Origin of the sequence: Xanthomonas sp. BRIP62418 (assembly GCF_003993495.1) — a bacterium.
GTDB classification, from domain to species: Bacteria; Pseudomonadota; Gammaproteobacteria; order Xanthomonadales; family Xanthomonadaceae; genus Xanthomonas; species Xanthomonas euroxanthea.
Genome location: NZ_QEZG01000049.1, coordinates 56,326 through 74,692, shown reverse-complemented (window position 1 = coordinate 74,692; position 18,367 = coordinate 56,326). Strand labels below are relative to the sequence as shown.

Annotated in this window: 11 protein-coding genes; 4 read left to right on the top strand and 7 right to left on the bottom strand. The window is 68.2% G+C overall.

Features of this window, described 5'->3' with window-relative positions; genetic code table 11:
* Nucleotides 1-159: 159 nt before the first annotated feature.
* Entirely contained in the window at nucleotides 160-1,854 is a 1,695-nt protein-coding gene (locus EO174_RS18590; protein ID WP_104649775.1) for an FAD-dependent oxidoreductase, read from the top strand.
* 248 nt (nucleotides 1,855-2,102) lie between these two features.
* Here the strand turns inward: EO174_RS18590 and EO174_RS18585 are convergent, their stop codons facing one another.
* Complete coding sequence (locus tag EO174_RS18585; RefSeq protein WP_104582379.1) at nucleotides 2,103-2,849, bottom strand: EAL domain-containing protein; 747 nt, start codon at nucleotides 2,847-2,849, stop codon at nucleotides 2,103-2,105.
* 148 nt (nucleotides 2,850-2,997) lie between these two features.
* Here EO174_RS18585 and EO174_RS18580 point away from each other — a divergent pair, with 148 nt between their 5' ends.
* Both EO174_RS18580 and EO174_RS18570 read left to right on the top strand, forming a co-directional pair.
* Nucleotides 2,998-3,642: an HD domain-containing protein gene (locus EO174_RS18580; RefSeq protein ID WP_126946622.1), complete on the top strand. Its 645-nt coding sequence runs from the start codon at nucleotides 2,998-3,000 to the stop codon at nucleotides 3,640-3,642.
* A 670-nt stretch (nucleotides 3,643-4,312) separates the two neighbouring features.
* Nucleotides 4,313-6,856, top strand: coding sequence for an excinuclease ABC subunit UvrA (locus EO174_RS18570; RefSeq protein ID WP_126946619.1), 2,544 nt, complete (start codon nucleotides 4,313-4,315; stop codon nucleotides 6,854-6,856).
* Nucleotides 6,857-7,383: 527 nt separating this feature from the next.
* Here EO174_RS18570 and EO174_RS18565 read toward each other — a convergent pair.
* Complete coding sequence (locus EO174_RS18565; protein WP_126946616.1) at nucleotides 7,384-9,666, bottom strand: glycoside hydrolase family 3 N-terminal domain-containing protein; 2,283 nt, start codon at nucleotides 9,664-9,666, stop codon at nucleotides 7,384-7,386.
* A 171-nt stretch (nucleotides 9,667-9,837) separates the two neighbouring features.
* Between EO174_RS18565 and EO174_RS18560 the strand changes: the two genes are divergently transcribed.
* Nucleotides 9,838-10,335 (top strand): YetF domain-containing protein, encoded by a 498-nt coding sequence (locus EO174_RS18560; protein ID WP_126946613.1) that lies wholly within the window; start codon nucleotides 9,838-9,840, stop codon nucleotides 10,333-10,335.
* Between the two features lie 81 nt (nucleotides 10,336-10,416).
* Here the strand turns inward: EO174_RS18560 and EO174_RS18555 are convergent, their stop codons facing one another.
* Genes EO174_RS18555 through EO174_RS18535 form a run of 5 tightly spaced genes read right to left on the bottom strand, consistent with a single transcriptional unit; the run spans nucleotide 10,417 to nucleotide 18,158 of the window.
* Nucleotides 10,417-11,580 (bottom strand): SGNH/GDSL hydrolase family protein, encoded by a 1,164-nt coding sequence (locus EO174_RS18555; protein ID WP_126946930.1) that lies wholly within the window; start codon nucleotides 11,578-11,580, stop codon nucleotides 10,417-10,419.
* Between the two features lie 35 nt (nucleotides 11,581-11,615).
* A complete protein-coding gene (locus EO174_RS18550) occupies nucleotides 11,616-12,368 on the bottom strand; it encodes a glucose 1-dehydrogenase (protein WP_126946610.1) in 753 nt (250 codons plus the stop codon).
* Nucleotides 12,369-12,418: 50 nt separating this feature from the next.
* Nucleotides 12,419-13,729 (bottom strand): MFS transporter, encoded by a 1,311-nt coding sequence (locus EO174_RS18545; protein ID WP_126946607.1) that lies wholly within the window; start codon nucleotides 13,727-13,729, stop codon nucleotides 12,419-12,421.
* A complete protein-coding gene (locus EO174_RS18540) occupies nucleotides 13,726-15,969 on the bottom strand; it encodes an oligoalginate lyase (protein WP_126946604.1) in 2,244 nt (747 codons plus the stop codon). Before EO174_RS18540 ends, EO174_RS18545 begins: the two co-directional genes overlap by 4 nt.
* Nucleotides 15,966-18,158 carry a polysaccharide lyase 6 family protein gene (locus EO174_RS18535; RefSeq protein WP_241240047.1) on the bottom strand — a complete coding sequence of 731 codons (2,193 nt, stop codon included), beginning with the start codon at nucleotides 18,156-18,158 and terminating at the stop codon, nucleotides 15,966-15,968. The genes EO174_RS18540 and EO174_RS18535 overlap by 4 nt, the downstream gene beginning before the upstream one ends.
* Between the last annotated feature and the right edge of the window lie 209 nt (nucleotides 18,159-18,367).

The window sequence follows — 18,367 nt, the reverse complement described above, 5'->3', positions numbered from 1 at the left end:
TGATGCGTTGTGCCTGCGCGAACACCGCACTGACGTACCCACCCGTGCTGGTCGTGCATGCGCGCTCTGTCGCGCCCGGCATGGCCCATTCGGGTGATTGCCATCGCCCTCACGGCTGGCCATGCTTGCATGCACTCCCCCCCTCAGCGTCGCCCCTCCATGTCCCTGGCCGATACCCGCCACCATCAGATGTTTCCCGAGCTGGACTCGGGCCAATTGGCGATCACGCGGCGTTTTGCCAGCGGGCCGGCGCAGCGTTTCGCTGCCGGCGAGATCGTCTTCGACGTGGGCGATGCGCACGCGCCGGTGTGGGTGGTGCTGGAAGGCGCCATCGAAGTGGTCCGGCGCGACGGGCTGGGCAACGAAAAGCCGGTCACCTCGCACACGCCCGGGCAGTTCACCGGTGAGGTGAGTCAACTCGCCGGGCGCGCGTCGCTGGCCGGCGGACGTGCCGGGCCGCAGGGCTGCCTGGCGCTGCCGTTCGATACTGCGCATCTGCGCGCGCTGATGATCAGCTCGGCCGAAGTGGGCGAGGTGGTGATGCGTGCGTTGATCCTGCGCCGGGTCGGCCTGATCGAAGGCGATGCCTCGGGCTCGGTGCTGATCGGCGAGCCGGACGATCCGCACCTGACCCGGTTGCAGGGCTTTCTGACCCGCAACGGTTACCCGAACACGGTGATCGATGCCTCCGACGAGGAAGGCCGCGCGCTGGTGCAGCGCTTCGGCATCCAGGAGCAGGAATTGCCGGTGATGGTGTGCCCCAGCGGGCGGGTGCTGCGCCAGCCCAGCGATGCCGAAGCGGCGCATTGCCTGGGCATGACCCCGGATATCGACCCGGACAAGCGCTACGACGTGGCGATTGTCGGTGCCGGCCCGGCCGGCCTGGCGACGGCGGTGTACGCGGCGTCCGAGGGCCTGTCGGTGCTGGTGCTGGACCAGCGCGCCATCGGCGGGCAGGCCGGCGCCTCGGCACGGATCGAGAACTACCTGGGCTTTCCGACCGGCATTTCCGGCCAGGCGCTGGCCGGGCGCGCCTACAACCAGGCGTTGAAATTCGGCGCCGAGCTGGCGATTCCGATCGAGGCCGGCACGCTGGAATGCGGGCGCGACGACGGCGCGCTGAAGCTGGATCTGGCCGACGGCAAGCAGCTGCTGGCCAGCACCGTGGTGATCGCCTCGGGGGCGCGTTACCGGCGTCCGGAGATCGACGGGCTGGAGCGTTTCGAAGGCCATGGCGTGTCGTACTGGGCCTCGCCGGTGGAAGCACGGCTGTGCGAGGGCGGCGTGGTGGCGCTGGTGGGCGGTGGCAATTCCGCCGGCCAGGCGGTGGCGTTCCTGGCACCGCGGGTGAAGGAGCTGCACCTGATCATTCGCGGCGAAGGGCTGGAATCGTCGATGTCGCAATATCTGATCGACCGCATCGCCGTGCTGCCGAACGTGCAGCTGCATGCCGGCACCGAGGTGTCCGCGCTGGAGGGCGATCCGGAGCGCGGCCTGCAGGCGGCGGTGTTGCGCACGCGCGCCGACGGGCAGACCACGCGGGTGGAGTTGCGGCATCTATTCCTGTTCGTCGGCGCCGACCCCAACACCGGTTGGCTGCAGCAATGCGTCGAGATGGACAAGCGCGGTTTCGTCGTCACCGGCAACGCGCGTGGGGATGGCGTGCCGGCCTGCCTGCCGCTGGAAACCAACCGCCCCGGCGTGTTCGCCATCGGCGATGTGCGGGCCGGCTCGGTCAAGCGGGTGGCCGCGGCGGTGGGCGAGGGCGCGGCGGTGGTTGCGCAGATCCATCAGTACCTGGCACATCAGGCCAACCCGGTGCCGGCTTCCGAGCTGGCCAGTGCCGGGGAATAGGGGAGCGGGAGTCGGGATTGGGGAATCGGGAATCGGGAATCGGGATTGGGGAATCGGGAATCGGGAATCGGGAATTGGAAGAGCGAGTGCTTTTGGCGGCTCGATTCCTCCATTCCTTGGCCATCCGGCTGTTACCACTCGGTACGCGCGATCTGAGGTCGTTGGCTCCACGCCTCGTCACACTGCGTGCGCCGGCAGCTGCCGGCGCGCAGCGGAGCTACACGCTGGCGTGGTGGCGCGCCTGATCCCTAGTCTGGCCAATGTACCTGCGGCAGTTCGCCGATCTGCGGGCGGGCGAACAGGTAGCCTTGCTGCAGGTGGATGCCCATGTCGCGCAGGGCGCGGCATTCGTCCGGGTGTTCGATGCCTTCGGCGATGACGGCGATCCCGAGTTCTTCGCACATGCGGGTGGTGTGGCGGACGATGGCCTGGCGGCTGCGGTCGGCGTCGATGCCGCGCACCAGGGCGATGTCCAGCTTGAGCAGGTCCGGCTGGAAGTCGGCCAGCAGGCCGAGGCCGGAATAGCCGGCGCCGAAGTCGTCGATGGCAGTCTTCAGGCCGCGTGCCTGGTAGGTGCGCATGATGTCGAGCAGATGCGCCGGCTCGGCCAGGTGTTCCTGTTCGCTGACCTCGAAGATGATGGCGTCCAGCGGCCAGCCGTACTGCGCGGTGGCCGAAAGCGTGGCGCGCAGGCAGTGTTCGGGGTTGTAGACCGCATTGGGCATGAAGTTGATCGACAGCAAGGCCGGCAGCGGGATCTGCGCGGCGCATTCGATCGCCTTGATGCGGCAGGCTTGGTCGAAGGCGTAGCGGTTGCGCTCATCCACGGCGGCCAGGATGCTGCCGGCCGATTCGCCATTGACCCCGCGCACCAGCGCTTCGCCGGCGTAGATGCTGCGGGTGGACACGTCCACGATCGGCTGAAACGCCATGGTGATGGCGGTGGGAAAGTCCTGGCCGTCGCGGCAGGCGTTGCAAACGGGAAGCGTGGGCATGGCTGGGCAATCGTGCGGCGTGGGGTGAGCCTAGCGGTATCGGCCGCAACGCCGCGTCATTGAGTCTGCACATGCACCCTCGCGCCATCCTCACCCGGCGCGTCACCGCGCTCGGCGATAATGCGTCCTCGCTCGCATCGGACGCCCCATGACCGCTCTCACCGAACGTTACGCCCTGGCCGTGGATTACGCGCGCATCGCCCATGCCGGGCAGGTCCGCAAGGGCACGCAGATTCCGTATCTGAGCCACTTGCTGGGCGTGTCCACGCTGGTGCTGGAATGCGGCGGCGACGAAGAACAGGCCATTGCCGGGCTGCTGCACGATGTGGTGGAAGATTGCGGCGGCGGCCATGAAGCTTCGATCCGCGCGCAGTTCGGCGATGCGGTGGCCGACATCGTGATGGCATGCACCGATGCCACCGCCGAAGACAAGGCCGAGGTGGACAACACCGACAGCGCACGCAAACGCGACTGGCGCGAACGCAAGCTGGCCTATCTGGACCACCTGCGCAACACGCCCGAGCGCGCCTTGCTGGTGTCCGGCTGCGACAAGCTCTATAACGCGCGCACCATCGTGCAGGACCTGGAAAACCCGGATGTGGGCCAGGACATCTTCAACGTGTTCACCGCCGGGCGCGCCGGCACGCTGTGGTATTACGGCGAGCTGGAAGCGATCTTCCGCACGCGCGATGCCGCCACCGCGCGGTTGTTCACTGGCGTGGTGACACGCATGCAGGCCTTGGCCGAGACCGGCGAGCAGCCGGTGCCGGTGCCGGCGCACGCGCTGGGCTGATCGCGTTTTACGCAGCTGATCTGCGACCTGGCAGCAGGGCCCTTGCCCGCCAGCTATCGCGGAACACGTCTCTGTAGGCGCTTATGCGGGATCCATGCCGCGTAGGTAGCTTGAATGAATGCGTGGTTGTTGGGTGATAGGGCTGCGGCCTGGCAGCAGGGCCCTTGCCCGCCCACCATCGCGAGACACGCTGCAAGTACGTCCATGTAAGCTCTTACGCGGCATCCATGCCGCGTAAGGTCCCGCGACGGTGAGCGGGCAAGGGCCAGTCGAGATGGTCGGTATGCGCAGTTACAAGCAGGGCATGGCGTGCGTTGTTCGAATCAGGTGCGTCCGACCAGTTCCCTGCGCAAGCCGAGCGAAACGCTTTCAATAAAATAGCCGACTAACTTCCTGGTGCAGTGTCCTTCCTGGTGCGGTGTCCTTGCCGGTTGCGGGACCGTGTGGCGGCGTGGATGCTGCCACCGAGCCCCCAAGGACGGGTTCACGGCGTGTCCCGCAAGCGGTGAGGGCACCGCGCTCTCGACGCTGCGCGTTGGCTGCAGGGCCTTCGACCGGCGGATGTCAAGGCGATCAGCGCCAGGCGCCGCAGCATTGGCCGTTGCCCCTGACATCGGCTGCATGCGTCCCGCGCTAGGCTAGTGCGTTGTCGAATGTCGGTCTGGTGGTCATGTCCAATCCAATCTCGTCATCCTCCGGCCTGGTGCGCGTGCGCGGTGCGCGCGAGCACAACCTCAAGAACGTGGACGTGGACATCCCGCGCGATGCGCTGGTGGTGTTCACCGGTGTGTCCGGCTCGGGCAAGTCGTCGCTGGCGTTCGGTACCGTGTTCGCCGAAGCGCAGCGGCGCTACCTGGATTCGATCTCGCCATATGCGCGCCGCCTGATCGACCAGGTTGGCGTGCCGGAGGTGGATTCCATCGAAGGATTGCCGCCGGCGGTGGCCTTGCAGCAGGCGCGCGGCGCGCCGAGTGCGCGCTCGTCGGTGGGCAGCGTCACCACCATCTCCAATTCCCTGCGCATGCTGTATTCGCGTGCGGGCAGCTATCCGCCGGGGCAGGACATCATCTATGCCGACGGCTTTTCGCCCAATACCCCCGCCGGTGCCTGCCCGACCTGCCACGGCCTGGGGCGCATCTACGAAGCGACCGAAGCGACCATGGTGCTGGATCCCACGCTGAGCATTCGCGATCGCGCGGTCGCCGCCTGGCCAGGTGCCTGGCATGGCCAGAACCTGCGCGACATCCTCACCACGCTCGGCCACGACGTGGACCAGCCGTGGCACAAGCTGCCGAAGAAGACCCGCGACTGGATCCTCTACACCGACGAGCAACCGGTGGTGCCTGTGTATGCCGGCTACAGCCTGGACGAGGTCAAGCGCGCGCTGCGCCGCAAGGAGGAGCCCAGCTACATGGGCACCTTCACCAGTGCGCGGCGCTATGTGCTGCATACCTTTGCCACCACGCAGAGCGCGCAGATGAAAAAGCGCGCGGCGCAGTACCTGATCAGCACGCAGTGCCCGCAGTGCGACGGCAAGCGGCTGCGGCGAGAAGCGCTGTCGGTGACGTTTGCGGGCCTGGACATCGGCGAGCTGTCGCGGCGGCCGCTGGACGAGGTGGCCGACTTGCTGCGCCCGGCTGCCGACGCTGCCGATGGCCAGCGCAAGCGCAACGACAAGCGCAGGCAGACCGACACGCACCCGGAACAGGCGATCGCCGCGCAACGCATCGCCGCCGACCTGCGCGCGCGGATCGCCGTGGTGCAGGCGCTGGGCCTGGGCTATCTCAGCCTGGAGCGCAGCACGCCGACGCTGTCGCCGGGCGAGCTGCAACGGCTGCGGCTGGCCACGCAGATCCGCTCGCAGCTGTTCGGCGTGGTGTATGTGATGGACGAGCCATCGGCGGGCCTGCATCCGGCCGATGCGCAGGCCTTGCTGGGCGCGCTGGATCAGCTCAAAGCCGCCGGCAATTCGGTGTTCGTGGTCGAACACGAGGTGGATGTGATCCGCCACGCCGACTGGATCGTCGATGTCGGTCCGGCGGCCGGCGTGCACGGCGGGCAGGTGCTGTACAGCGGCCCGCCGGCGGGACTGGAGCAGGTGGAAGCCTCGTCCACGCGCCGCTACCTGTTCGGCACCCCGCCGCAGGTGCACAGCCACGCGCGTGCGGCCACCGGCTGGCTGCAGCTGCGCGGCATCACCCGCAACAATGTGCGCGACCTGGATGTGGACCTGCCGCTGGGTGTGTTCACCACCGTGACCGGTGTGTCCGGCTCGGGCAAGTCGTCGCTGGTGAGCCAGGCGTTGGTGGAATTGCTCGGCGCCCATCTTGGACAGGCGCAGGCAGAGGACGACGAAGCGCTGGATCCGCTGGAGCGCGGCACGCAGGTGCCGCTGGGTGGCGCGATCGTTGGCGGGCTCGACCAGGTGCGGCGTCTGGTGCGTGTGGATCAAAAGCCGATCGGCCGCACGCCACGCTCCAATCTGGCCACCTACACGGGCTTGTTCGACCCGGTGCGCAAGTTGTTTGCGGCCACACCGGCCGCGCGCCGCCGCCGTTACGACCCGGGGCAGTTTTCGTTCAATGTCGCCAAGGGCCGCTGCGCCACCTGCGAGGGCGAGGGCTCGGTGCACGTGGAATTGCTGTTCATGCCCAGCGTCTATGCGCCATGCCCCACCTGCCACGGCGCGCGCTACAACGCCAAGACCCTGGAGATCGCGCTGCGTGGCCAAACCATTGCGCAGGTGCTGGAGATGACGGTGGACCAGGCCGCCACGTTCTTTGCCGACGATGCCAGCGTGTTGCGCCCGCTGCAGGTGTTGCGCGAAGTGGGGCTGGGCTATCTGCGGCTTGGCCAGCCGGCCACCGAACTGTCCGGTGGCGAGGCGCAGCGCATCAAGCTGGCGACCGAACTGCAACGCGCGCAGCGACGCGACACCGTGTACGTGCTGGACGAGCCGACCACCGGCCTGCATCCGGCCGACGTGGATACCCTGATGCGGCAGCTGCAAGGCCTGGTGGAAGCCGGCAATACGGTCATCGTGGTCGAACACGACATGCGCGTGGCCGCCAGCAGCGATTGGGTGCTGGACATGGGGCCGGGCGCGGGCGGGGCGGGTGGCGCTGTCGTGGTGGCCGGTGCGCCGGAGGCGGTCGCGCGGCAGCGTGACAGCCGCACCGCGCCGTTCCTGGCAGAGGTGTTGCGCGGGGAATAAGCGTGGCGAATAACCCTTTTCGAGCGTCGTGGCGATGGCGGGAACGTGTTGGCCAGACGCGCCTTCGTTGACGAGTGAAGTGATCTCGGCACGGCAGCGAGATTGCTCGCATCGCAGAGAACCGATCAGACCGTACTGCCTCTGATCGCATCGCATCGCAGGGCCGTACGGCAGGCACGGCGCGTCCATGCGCACCGACCACCTCGCCTGGTCCTTGCCCGCCCGCCGTCGCGGGACCTTACGCGGCATGGAGGCCGCGTAAGCGCCTCCATGGATGGATTCACGGCGTGTCCTGCGAGGGTGGGCGGGCAAGGGCCCTGCAGCAACGTCACAGATCAGCCGCTCTGCGGCTGATCTACCCCCCACCTGTTCAACCACGCCTGGGCAAGACATCCGGGATGCCACGTCGTGGCCGCATTTGAATTCAGTCAAAAGCTGGGTCAGCCCAAGTCGCTGGACTCTCACCACTAGCAGGACATGCGGTAAATCCATCTCCTTGGTCGGGCCATTCCGAGCGCGATTCCTACTCAGCCCATCAATTCAAAACTCGCAGACAAGCCCTCAGCCTCCGACGAGGGCGCCACCCAGAGATCGAATACGCCAGGCTCTACCGTCGGCTTCAATGCCTGGCCGATAAACAGCAGGTCCTCACGGCGCAGCACGAACTCCACCGCGACGCTGCCGCCTGCCGGCACCGCCAGCTTGCGAAAGTCCTTCAGCTCGCGCACCGGGCGGGTGACGCTGGCGCTGCGGTCGCGGATGTAGAGCTGCACCACTTCCTCGGCATCGCGGTTGCCGCGGTTGTGGATGCGCGCGCTGATGCGCAGGTTGCCGGTCGCCGCCAGCCGTGCATCGCTCAGGCGCAGCTCGCCGTATTCGATGCGGCCATAGGTCAGGCCATGCCCGAACGGAAACAACGCGGCATTGGGCGCGGTGCGGTAGCGGGTCTTGAACGGCTGCAAGGCATCCGGGCGCGGGTCGGCACGGCCGCTGGGCTTGTGCGCATAGCTGTAGGGCAGCTGCCCGGATGCATGCGGAAAACTCACCGGCAAGCGCCCGGACGGACCGTGCTCGCCGAACAAAATATCCGCCAGCGCGGTGCCCGATGCCGAGCCCAGGAACCAGCTGACCAGGATCGCCGGTGCCTTGAGTACCGGGCCATCGATCACCAGCGCACGGCCGTTGCTGAGCACCACCACCACCGGCGTGCCGGTGGCCGCCACCGCCGCCAGCAGCGCTTGCTGCCCGGAGGGAATGACGATCTCGCTGCGCGACTGCGCTTCGCCGGAGTAGCGCATCGGCTCGCCGATCGCCAGCACTGCCATATCCGCGGACGCCGCTGCGGTGACGGCCGCCTGCACGCCGCCGGGCAGGCCATGTTCGAAGTCGCAGCCTTGCACCACCTGCAGGCTGCCCGGGTCGCGCAGCCGCGCGCGCAGTGCGGTGGCCAGGTCGTTGCCGCTGTCGTCGCCGCCGAACAGGCTCCATGGGCCTGCGCTGTCGATCCAGTTGCGCGCCATCGGCCCGATCAGCGCGATGCGTTGCCCGTGTGTCTTGAGCGGCAGCAGCTCGCCATCGTTCTTGAGCAGCACGATGGATTTGCGTGCCGCCTCGCGTGCCAGCGCCAGTGTTTCGGGGCGCCGCTGCCGCGCCTGTGCGCGTGCCGGCACGATGCGCAGGAACGGATCGTCGAACAATCCAAGCGCGGCCTTGAACTGCAGCACGCGGCGTACCGATGCATCCAGTTGCACCATGGTCACCTCGCCGGCGGCCACCAGCGCCGGCAGATGCTGCAGATACAGCCCGCTCTGCATGCTGATGTCCACACCGGCCAGGAACGCCAGCTTGGCTGCCTCGCGCGCATCGCTGGCGATCCCGTGCCCGATCAGCTCCAGATCGCCGGTGTAGTCGGACACCACCAGGCCGCGGTAGTCCCACTCGCCGCGCAGCACCTCGCTCAGCAACCAGCGATTGGCCGTGGCAGGGATGCCGGCGATCTCGTTGAACGCTGCCATCGTGGTCACTGCGCCGGCATCGAACGCGGCCTGGAACGGCGGGAAGTAGACCTCGCGCAGGCTGCGCTCGGAGATGTCAACGGTGTTGTAGTCCAGTCCCGCTTCGGCGGCGCCGTAGGCGGCAAAATGCTTGGGGCAGGCCGCCAGTGCATCGGCATGATCCAGTCCTTCGCCCTGGAAGCCGCGCACGCGCGCCTGCGCAAACCGCCGGCCAAGCAGCACGTCTTCGCCACTGCCTTCCACGCCGCGCCCCCAGCGCGCATCGCGTGCGATATCCACCATCGGTGCGAACGTCCAGTCGATGCCGACTGCGCTGGCTTCCAGTGCGGCGGCGCGCGCGGTGCGTTGCGCCAGCGCCGGCTCGAAACTGGCGGCCTCGGCCAGCGGCACCGGAAACACCGTGGTGAACCCGTGGATCACATCGGCGGCGAACAGCAGCGGAATCTTCAGCCGGCTCTGCAGCGCGGCCTGCTGCAGTTGCCGGTGCCACAGCACATTGGAGCCATTGAAGATGCCGCCCACCCGCCCGGCACGCGCGGCGGCAAGCTGGCCCTCGGCGGTGGGCACGGTGTTGACCGGATTGGCCGCCGCCGCCGCATCGGTCTGCTGCGCCGAACCGGACAGCGTCAGCTGGCCGGCCTTTTCCTCCACGCTCATGCGCGCGATCAGCGCATCGATAAAGGCCGGCGCCGCGGCCGCACGCCGCGGTAGCGCAACCCCCAGCGGCACCTGTGCCGACAACGCTGCCGACGCGGCACCCAGCAGCAACCCGCGACGTGTGATTCCAGTCCCCATGCCCGCCATCCCCGTGTGTCCAGGCCAGACGCTAACGGATCGCCAGCGAAAAGCCGTGCTGCGGTGCACGAGGGTTGTCGAATTGTCGGCCGCGGTAACGCTGCGACAGCACGGCCCCTTCACCGTTTGCGCACTAGCGTGCGCCATCGATCAAACCGGTCAGGACACACGATGCTGGACGTGGAAACACGCGTGCGCTTCTACGAAATGATGCACCTGGGCATGCCGTGGTGGGAGTTCGTGCTGCGCGCGGTTGCGGTCTATAGCGTGGTCCTGCTGTTGACGCGCCTGACCGGCAAACGCGCGCTGGGCCAATCCACCCCATTCGACGTGCTGCTGATCGTGCTGCTGGGAACCGCGGTGCAGAACTCGCTGATCGGCGAAGACGTCTCGTTGCTGGGCGGCATGATCCTGGCGGCCACCTTGAACTGGCTGGTGGGCATGGCGACCGCGCGCAGCCGGCGGATCGATACCTGGGTGCAGGGCACCCCGGCGCTGCTGGCGCGTGGCGGGCAGATCTACTGGAAGGAACTGGTCCGCCACAACGTCAGCTACGCCGATTTCGAGGTGGCAAAACGCAAGGCCGATTGCCGCGACGATGCCGATATCGACATGGCGATCCTGGAGACCTCCGGGGAGATCAGCATCCTGAAAAAGCGCCGGGGCTGAAGGCAGGCAAGCGTGCATGCGGCCGTGCCGCCACCGTGGCAGCGCGCCTGGCGCAGGCGCGTCACCGTGTGGCAAGCCGCCTCAGCGGGCCTTGCAGAACAACGACAGGTCCACTGATTCGGCCATGCGCTGGTAACCGGCATCGTTGGGATGCAGGAAGTCGCGGGTCAGCGCGGCAGGCAGCCACTCCGGCCTGGCCGGGTCGCGCAGCGCGGCGTCGAAGTCGATCACCGCATCGAATGCCTGCCCGTCGCGGATGAAGCCGTTGAGCGTCTGGCGCGTGGCCGCCGCCACCGGCTCGTAGCGGTCCGAGTTGCCGAACGGGGTCAGCGTGGCACCGATCACGGCGATGCCGTGTTGCTGCAGCCGGGTCACGATCTGGCGATAGCCCAGCACCATGTCGGCAGCAGTGCGGCCGGCAATCGCATCCGGCGGACCGCTGTGGCGAATGTCGTTGATGCCTTCGAACAGGATCACCTGGTCCACGCCGGGCAGTGCCAGCACGTCGCGATCCAGACGCGCCAGCGCGCTGGGGCTGCGGCCATCGTCGAGCAGCTTGTTGCCGCTGATGCCGGCGTTGAGCACCACCACGCTGCCGGGGCAACGCTGCTCCAGCCGCCTGGCCAGCAGGGCCGGCCAGTCGCCATTGGCGCCGCGCGTGGCGGTGGCGCCTTCGGTGATCGAATCGCCCAGCGCCACCACCACGGTCTGGCGGGGATGCGGCGGTTGCACGTAGAGGGCGGAGATGACGTTCTGGCGATACGCCAGCGCCTTGCTGTCTGGTACCTCGGCCTGGCCCTTGGCCACCCGCAGCGCGGTGCGGCGTACCGCCGGGCGCGCCGGCGTGGGGAAATACAGGCTCACCGCCACCTCGGCCAATGCCGGTGCGCGCAGCGGCACCGGGTCGCTGAGCAGCACGCCGCCGGGCGGCACGGTGATGCTGGCGCGTCCGTCGAAGCGCAGCGGGTGCGTGTCCCCGGCGCCGCCGAGCAGGCGCGCCGTGCCCGCACCGATCGTCAGCGGGGTGGTGCCCAGCTCGTTGCTGATGCGCACGCGCAGGGCCACCGCCGCACTGCCCAGGCGCATGTCCTGGCGCACCGTTTCATCGGCAAATTGCAGCGGCGTGTCGGCGCCGCCGTCGAGCCGGTCCGGCGTCGCCGAGGCGATCCAGGCCGGCACCCAGCGGGGTGCCGGGTGCGCAGTGGCCGGGCCTGCCAGCACCACACTCAGTGTCGCAGTCATCATCCATCGCCAGACCATGCGCAAGCCTCCTTTGTCGATCAGGAAAAGAACACGCCGCCGTTGACGTCCAGGTTGGCGCCGTTGATGAAGCTGGCCGCATCCGAGGCCAGGTACAACGCCGCATCGGCGGCTTCCTCCGGGCGGCCTTCGCGCCGCAGCGGGGTGGCATTGGCGACGAAGGCGCGTACTTCCGGCTTGGTGAAATCGTCATGGAAGCGGGTGGCGATCATGCCGCAGCACAGTGCGTTGACGCGGATGCCGCGCGGGCCCAGTTCCTTGGCCATTGCGCGCGAGAACGTCATCACCGCCGCCTTGGCGGTGGCATAGATGGCCGCGCCCGGCCCGCCGCCATCGCGCCCGGCAAGCGAGGCGAAATTGACGATCGCGCCGCCTTCGCGCATATGCGGCGCCACCGCCTGGGTGGTCAGGTAGACCGATTTGAGGTTGAGGTCCATCACCTGATGGAAGAAGGCCTCGTCGATATCGGCCAGCGGCTTGCGCGCCAGCATGCCGCCGGCCACGTTGATCAGCACATCGATGTGCTGGCCGAAGGCGGTGCGCGTGGCGGTCAGCAGGCCGGCCACGGCGGTGGCATCGGTGACGTCGGCGCGGTGCAGGATGCCCTGGCCGCCGGCGGCCTGCAGCTGTGCCAGCGTGTCGCGCGCGCTGGCGTCGTCGTTGGCGTAGTTGATGCAGACCTTGGCGCCGGCAGCGGCCAGCTTGAGCGAGATGGCGCGGCCGATATCGCGGCCGCCGCCGGTGACGATGGCGACCTTGTTGTGGAAATGCATGCGGGTATGTCCTGTTGGTGTTGGGAAAGCGGAGTAGGCAGCGGGCACGGTCAGGTGCCCGGTGCGTCGAGTCGGTGGATGCGGCCGGTGACCAGCCACAGCGCGGCCAGCGAGGCCGGCACCAGCGCGGCGACCAGGATGAACATCGGTGCGTACGAGGTTGCGGTCATCACCGGGACCAGCCAGGTGGTGATCAGGGTGCCGGCCACCGCGGCCATGCCGCCGATGCCGGCCAGCGAGCCGACCGATTTACCGGCGAACAGGTCGCCGGGCAGGGTCTGGATATTGCCGATGGCGATCTGGAAGCCGAACAGCACGGCGGCAATCGTCAGCACCGCCATGCGCGGGTCGGCCGCCTGCACGGCGCCCAGCAGCGCCGGCGCCATGATGGCCCCGCCCAGGGTGATGGTCCATTTGCGCGCGCGGTCCACGCTCCAGCCGGCCGCGATCAGGCGCCCGGACAACCAGCCGCCGCACAGGCTGCCCAGCATCGCGCCGACGAACGGCACCCAGGCGAACGCACCGATCTGCTTGATGTCGAAGTGGAAGGTCTCGGCCAGGTAGATCGGCAGCCACGACACGAACAGCCACCAGATTGGATCCAGGAAAAACCGCGCCAGCACGATGCCCCAGCTTTGCCGGTGCGACATCAGCTGGCGCAGCGTGGGCAGGTAGGCCGGCGGCGGCGCGCTGCCGGCCTCGGGCGCATCCAGGATCAACGCCCGCTCGGCCGCGTCGACCCAGGGATGCCGGTCCGGCCCGGCACGGTAGATCACCAGCCACGGCAGCAACCAGAGCATGCCCAGCACGCCGACCAGCACGAAGGTGCCCTTCCAGCCGAACGACAGGAACAGCAGCGCGATCAGCGGCGCCGAGACGATCGCGCCGATGGAGGCGCCGGCATTGAAGATGCCCTGCGCCAGCGCACGCTCGCGGGCGGGAAACCATTCCGCATTGGCCTTGACCGCGCCCGGCCAGGCGCCGGCTTCGCTGATGCCCAGCAGCGCGCGCACCACCGAGAACGCCATGATGGAGTGGGTGATGGCATGCAGCGCAATGGAGAGCGACCACACCGCGATGGACAAGGCAAAGCCGAGCCGGGTGCCGATGATGTCGAACAGCCGCCCGAACACGAACTGCCCGGCGGCATAGAACAGCATGAAGATGGTGACCAACAGCGCGTAGTCTTCCTTGGTGGCGCCGATGTCGCGCGAGATCGCCGGCCACATCACCGCCAGCGCGTTGCGGTCGATGTAGTTGATCACCGTGGCCACCGCGATCAGCGCCACGATCAGCCAGCGCACCGCAGAGCGTTTGCCCGCCGGGCGCGTGGGTGTGGTGGAGGTGGAGTGGGTGCTCATTTTTCACCTGCAGCGCGATCGAAGCGCGCGTAACCGCCGCGCCAGCGGTAGTGCTGGCCGGCGGCCTGCACCTGGTGGGCGCGTTGTGCATCGGCGTCGTCGGCCACTGCCAGCGCGATGCGCTGGCCGCCGACCAGGGTGAGCACGATCACCTCGGCATCGTCGCCGCGCACGTGCTCGATGGCGCGGATGCGGCTGTCGGCGCCATGCACGTATTCGGCGGTGCCGTTGTATTCGCCATGCGGTTCCAGCACGCCGAAGAAGCTGACGTTCGCCTGCCCATCGACACGCTGGATCAGCGCCGGTTCGCGGCGCAGGTTGAAGTCCGGATCGTTGGCGCCGCTTTCCACCAGCAACGCACGCGCAGGTGCGCTGCTGCCGAAGCGGTAGCTGTAGAAACGGCCGGCGAGCAGCCAGCTCAGGCTGCGCGTGTCGGCGCTCGCATCGCTGGAGGCATCCACCCACAGATGCTGATAGCCGTTGGCCTTGCCCAGCACCGGGCGTTGCGTCAGTGCGCGCTCTGCGGTGAAGCCGACCTGCATGATCTGCCCGTTGAAGTGCAGCGGCAGGTCGTAGCGTGCCGGCGCGCTGCTGCTGACGCGCAGCAGGTCGACCACCACCGGCAGGCGCAGCTGCGGGTGCGACAGCAGCGCCTGGGTGCGGGTGAAGCTGACCCCGTCGTAGGCCTGCGGCATGCGCGCCGAGGCGATCTGGGTGTCGGCACTGCTGGCGAACAGCAGCTGCGTCGGTGCGTGTTGCTCGCCCACCTTCCAGTCGCCGTTGAAGTGGCTGGTCTCGTTCACCACCAGCGTGTTGTGCGCAATGGTCTGCTTGGCCCAGCTGCTGTTTTCCGGCAGATAGATGCCGCCGGCCTTGGCTTCCACGTTCAGGAAACGCGCCGCGCCGTAGTCGGTGACCACGCGCTGGCCGTTGTCGTAGAACAGCCAGTTCAACTTGTCGAAATGGCCGTGGCCCATGCCTTGCGAGGTGTTCTTCATCACCAGCGTCTGGCCGTCGCCGCCGCCGCTGCGCAGGATCGCCAGCGCGCCCTGGTCGCCCTGTGCGCCATCGCGCAGCAACACGCTGCCGAAGGCGAACGGTTGGGCGCGGTCCTGCGCGAGCGCGCTGGCCACGGCCAGGCCTTCGGGCGTGAGCAGCACGCGGCGCTGGCGTTGTGCGATGGACAGCAGTTGCGCATCGTGGGTCTGCGCGTAGGCGATGCCGATGCCGGCCACCAGTTCCTCGGTGTCCAGGCCCTTGTCGAGGATGGCGTCGTTGATCGGGAAGAAATAGCCGCCGTAGCTGCTCTGCACCAGGCTGTTTACGGCCTTCAGCAGCACGCCGTCGCGGCGCTGGAAGATGCGCTGCTGCGGCTGGTTGCGCGCGATCGCATTGGCGAACAGCACGAACGGCGCCAGGGCATAGCGTTGGTAATACGGGCCTTCGGCGTAGTAGCCGTCCGGCGAGAACAGCTGGTCCACCTGGGCCAGGAAGCCGGCCTTGCCATCGCGCTTGCTGCCACGCAGCGCCTTGTCCACCAGCGCCTGGTCGCGCAGCACATAGCCGGTCATGCCGACGGCGGCCACCGCCCAGGTGGCGTGGTTGTGGATCTTGTCGAAGTTGTCGGCGCTTTCGTCGCACAAAAAGTGCGCCATGCGCGCGAACACGTCGCGGTCGATAGTGGCGCGGTCCTGCGCGCTGAGCGTGTCGCGGATGGCGTCGTAGCCCTGGCTTGCGTAGACCAGCCACACCGAGTCGTTCAAGGACTGCCAGAACAGCCGCCCCGGCACCTGGCCGCGCCCGGCGGGGTGTGCGCCCAGCGTGGGATACAGGCGCGCGTAGGCCAGCAACACGTCGCGCGCATAGTCGGCATAGGCGCGGTCGCCGGTGAGCCGGTACAGCGCGCCGGCTGCCTGGATGGCCTGGTAGTTGCGTTTGTGCTGTTCGTGGCTGGCGCCGCCGCCGGGGTCCCTGGGCACCGGCACGTCCACACCGGCCCGCATCGCCGCGCGCACGCTGGCTTGTGCGCGTGCCTGTTCGCGGGCGAATACCGGCAGCCTGGCGCCATCGCTGGCCATGGCGCGCCATTGCTGGGCGGTGACCAGCACCGGGGCGGCATCGGTGGCGCGCGGTTGCGGCTGCGCCGCTTGCTCGGCCGCTGGTGACGGGGCGGCGCTGCAGGGCAGGGCGCTGCCGGTGCCGACCAGGACCAGCAGCAACAGGCGGGTGGAACGGGTCATAGCAGGGGCTCCGCTGCGTCGGCATGCAACGCCGGGGTGCGGACGAACCGGTTGTCGCTGGCGATCAGGTGGGGCGTGCCGGTGGTGTGTTGCGCCAGGATCGCGGCGCTGTCGACGAAGCGGTTGTTGCGCAGCGCGACACGCTGCACGCCGTGCAGGCGCAGCGACGCATCCGCAGCGCGGCCGACCTGCGTGAAGTGCGAATCGCTCAGCTGCAGCACCGGGCCGAAGGTGCTTTCATCGCGGCCGCCGCGATACAGGTCCAGCACCGGCCCGGCGACGCGGTGAAACTGCGACTGCCGCACCGTCACCTGTTCGACGTTGTAGGTGCCACGGTCGTCGGTCTCGGCGCGTGCGGACAGCACCCGGCCGGAGACGTCTTCGACCAGCAGCCGGTCCAGCAGGATGTGGTCGGCCAGGCTGCCCTTGCCGAGCGCGATCACATCGAAGCCGGGCTGGGCGTCCAGATGATGCAGGTGGGTGTCGCGCAGCGTGAGCTGGTACTGCGCCACGGCGGTGCCGGGGCTGGTGCGGATCACTGCGTTACCCGGCTGTGCGGGCGCGGCGCGGCCGTCGATCTCGAGCCGGGCCAGGCTGAGTGTGCCGCCGGGCGCGATCTGGAACAGCGCCGGCTGCGAAAAGCGGATCCGCGCGCGCCCGTGTTGCGGGCCTTCCAGCGTCAGTGGCCGGTCCACGTCGAGGATGTCATCGACCTGGTAGCGCCCTGCATCCAGCTGCAGGCGATCGCCGGGGGCGGCGTGCGCCACGGCGTCGGTCAGGCTGGTTGGGCCCGGCCGCACGCGCGTACGGCGGCCGCTGTCGGCCACCGCCTGCGGCGCCTGCTTGGGATACCAGCTCACGCCTACCTGGTCGCGTGCGATGTAGCTCAGCGCCGGGTCGGCGCCGACGCCGGTGGCATTGTCGGCGACCAGCAAGCCGGTGCTGGCGCGGGTCATCGTTACCTGGCGGCTGTCGACGCCGCCGGGCAGGCGGGTGGATGCCAGCGGGCTTTGCAGGTTGCCGGCAAACGCAATGCCGGACAGATCGCCCAGCACGCGCACCGGGTCGCTGGCGGCCACGATCAGGTTGCCGACAAAGTGGCTGTTGATCGGCGCGGCGGTGCGCTCGGCATCCATGCCGGCACCGAAGAACAGCTGGTTGACGCTGACGAAGGTATTGCGCTCGATGCGCGCCTGGTCCACCTGCACGTAGCGGTTGGCGGGCGAATTGGGCACCCCGTACATGATGCTCAGCGCCGACGAATAGCCATCCCCGGCCAGGTTTTCCAGGTAGTTGTGGCGCACGGTCTGCTTGCGGTTGATCACGCGGATGCCGCCGGTGTTGGCCTTGCCGTCGCCGAAGAACACGTTGCGCTCGACCAGGTTGCCATCGCCATGCCGCAGCACCAGCGCGCCGCGCGATTGCTTGAACACATTGCCGCGGTAGGTGTTGCCGCCGGACTTGTTGGAGACCACCTCCACCTCGCCGTCGCAGCCTTCGAACCAGTTGTTGTCCACCACCGAGTTGGAGGCGCTGTCGGCGTCGCTGCTGGTGCCGATGCGCAGCGTCTCGCCGCCATTGGCGCCCAGGTTGGGGCGTGGCCCGAACCAGTTGTGGTCGATGCGATGGCGATTGTCCAGGCCCTGGGTGGCGTCGCGCACCACCACCAGGGTGGGGCCGGCATTGGTCTTTCCGACCAGTTGGTTGTGGTCGAAGCGGTTGTCGCTGTCGTACAGCGCCACCCAGTTGTCCGAATCGTTGCGGGTGGGCTTGCTGAAGCCGTCCACCACCACCCGGGTGATGCGGCTGTGGCGCGCGCGTTCCTTGCTGGAGATGCGGTACGAGAGCACCGCGTCGCCCGGGCCGTGGCCGTCGCGGAACACCAGGTCCGACACCACCAGGTAGGTGCCGGCCATGCGCAGGTCGGAGGTGCCGCTGATGATCACCTTGCCGGGCGTCTGCGCGGTGAGGGTGATCGGCTGCTCGGCGGTGCCTTGCCCGCGCAGCACGATGGCGAAATCCCGCCACTGTCCATCGGCCAGCACGATGCGATCGCCGGCACGCAGCGCGGCCGCTGCCACGGTGTATTCGCTCTGGTCGTGCACCAGGTACGAGGTGGCCTGGGCCGAGCCGATCCAGGCGGGCGCGCACAGCAGCAACAGGCAGGCAAGGGAAACGGGGGATCGCATCGGGATGCTCCTGGACGCTGGCGCGTCGGTGATGGCCGAGGGTAACAGTGCAGGCTGGATCGTCAACCAAAAGAGTAGTCCAGTTGGTCGCTATTGAAGCTCGGGAAACACTGAATGTCATGCTGCGTACGCACAAAAATTGTCCCAAAATTGGCCTAGATAGGTGGCTCGCTCGGTAAATCAAAGAAATGATTGACTTGCCGTGTATC

Bases quoted from the DNA above. Each gene is read 5' to 3' on its own strand.
- EO174_RS18535 (WP_241240047.1), bottom strand. From the start codon at position 18,158: ATGCGATCCCCCGTTTCCCTTGCCTGCCTGTTGCTGCTGTGCGCGCCC.
- EO174_RS18555 (WP_126946930.1), bottom strand. From the start codon at position 11,580: ATGATGACTGCGACACTGAGTGTGGTGCTGGCAGGCCCGGCCACTGCG.
- EO174_RS18580 (WP_126946622.1), top strand. From the start codon at position 2,998: ATGACCGCTCTCACCGAACGTTACGCCCTGGCCGTGGATTACGCGCGC.
- EO174_RS18590 (WP_104649775.1), top strand. From the start codon at position 160: ATGTCCCTGGCCGATACCCGCCACCATCAGATGTTTCCCGAGCTGGAC.
- EO174_RS18540 (WP_126946604.1), bottom strand. From the start codon at position 15,969: ATGACCCGTTCCACCCGCCTGTTGCTGCTGGTCCTGGTCGGCACCGGC.
- EO174_RS18560 (WP_126946613.1), top strand. From the start codon at position 9,838: ATGCTGGACGTGGAAACACGCGTGCGCTTCTACGAAATGATGCACCTG.
- EO174_RS18570 (WP_126946619.1), top strand. From the start codon at position 4,313: ATGTCCAATCCAATCTCGTCATCCTCCGGCCTGGTGCGCGTGCGCGGT.
- EO174_RS18585 (WP_104582379.1), bottom strand. From the start codon at position 2,849: ATGCCCACGCTTCCCGTTTGCAACGCCTGCCGCGACGGCCAGGACTTT.
- EO174_RS18550 (WP_126946610.1), bottom strand. From the start codon at position 12,368: ATGCATTTCCACAACAAGGTCGCCATCGTCACCGGCGGCGGCCGCGAT.
- EO174_RS18545 (WP_126946607.1), bottom strand. From the start codon at position 13,729: ATGAGCACCCACTCCACCTCCACCACACCCACGCGCCCGGCGGGCAAA.
- EO174_RS18565 (WP_126946616.1), bottom strand. From the start codon at position 9,666: ATGGGGACTGGAATCACACGTCGCGGGTTGCTGCTGGGTGCCGCGTCG.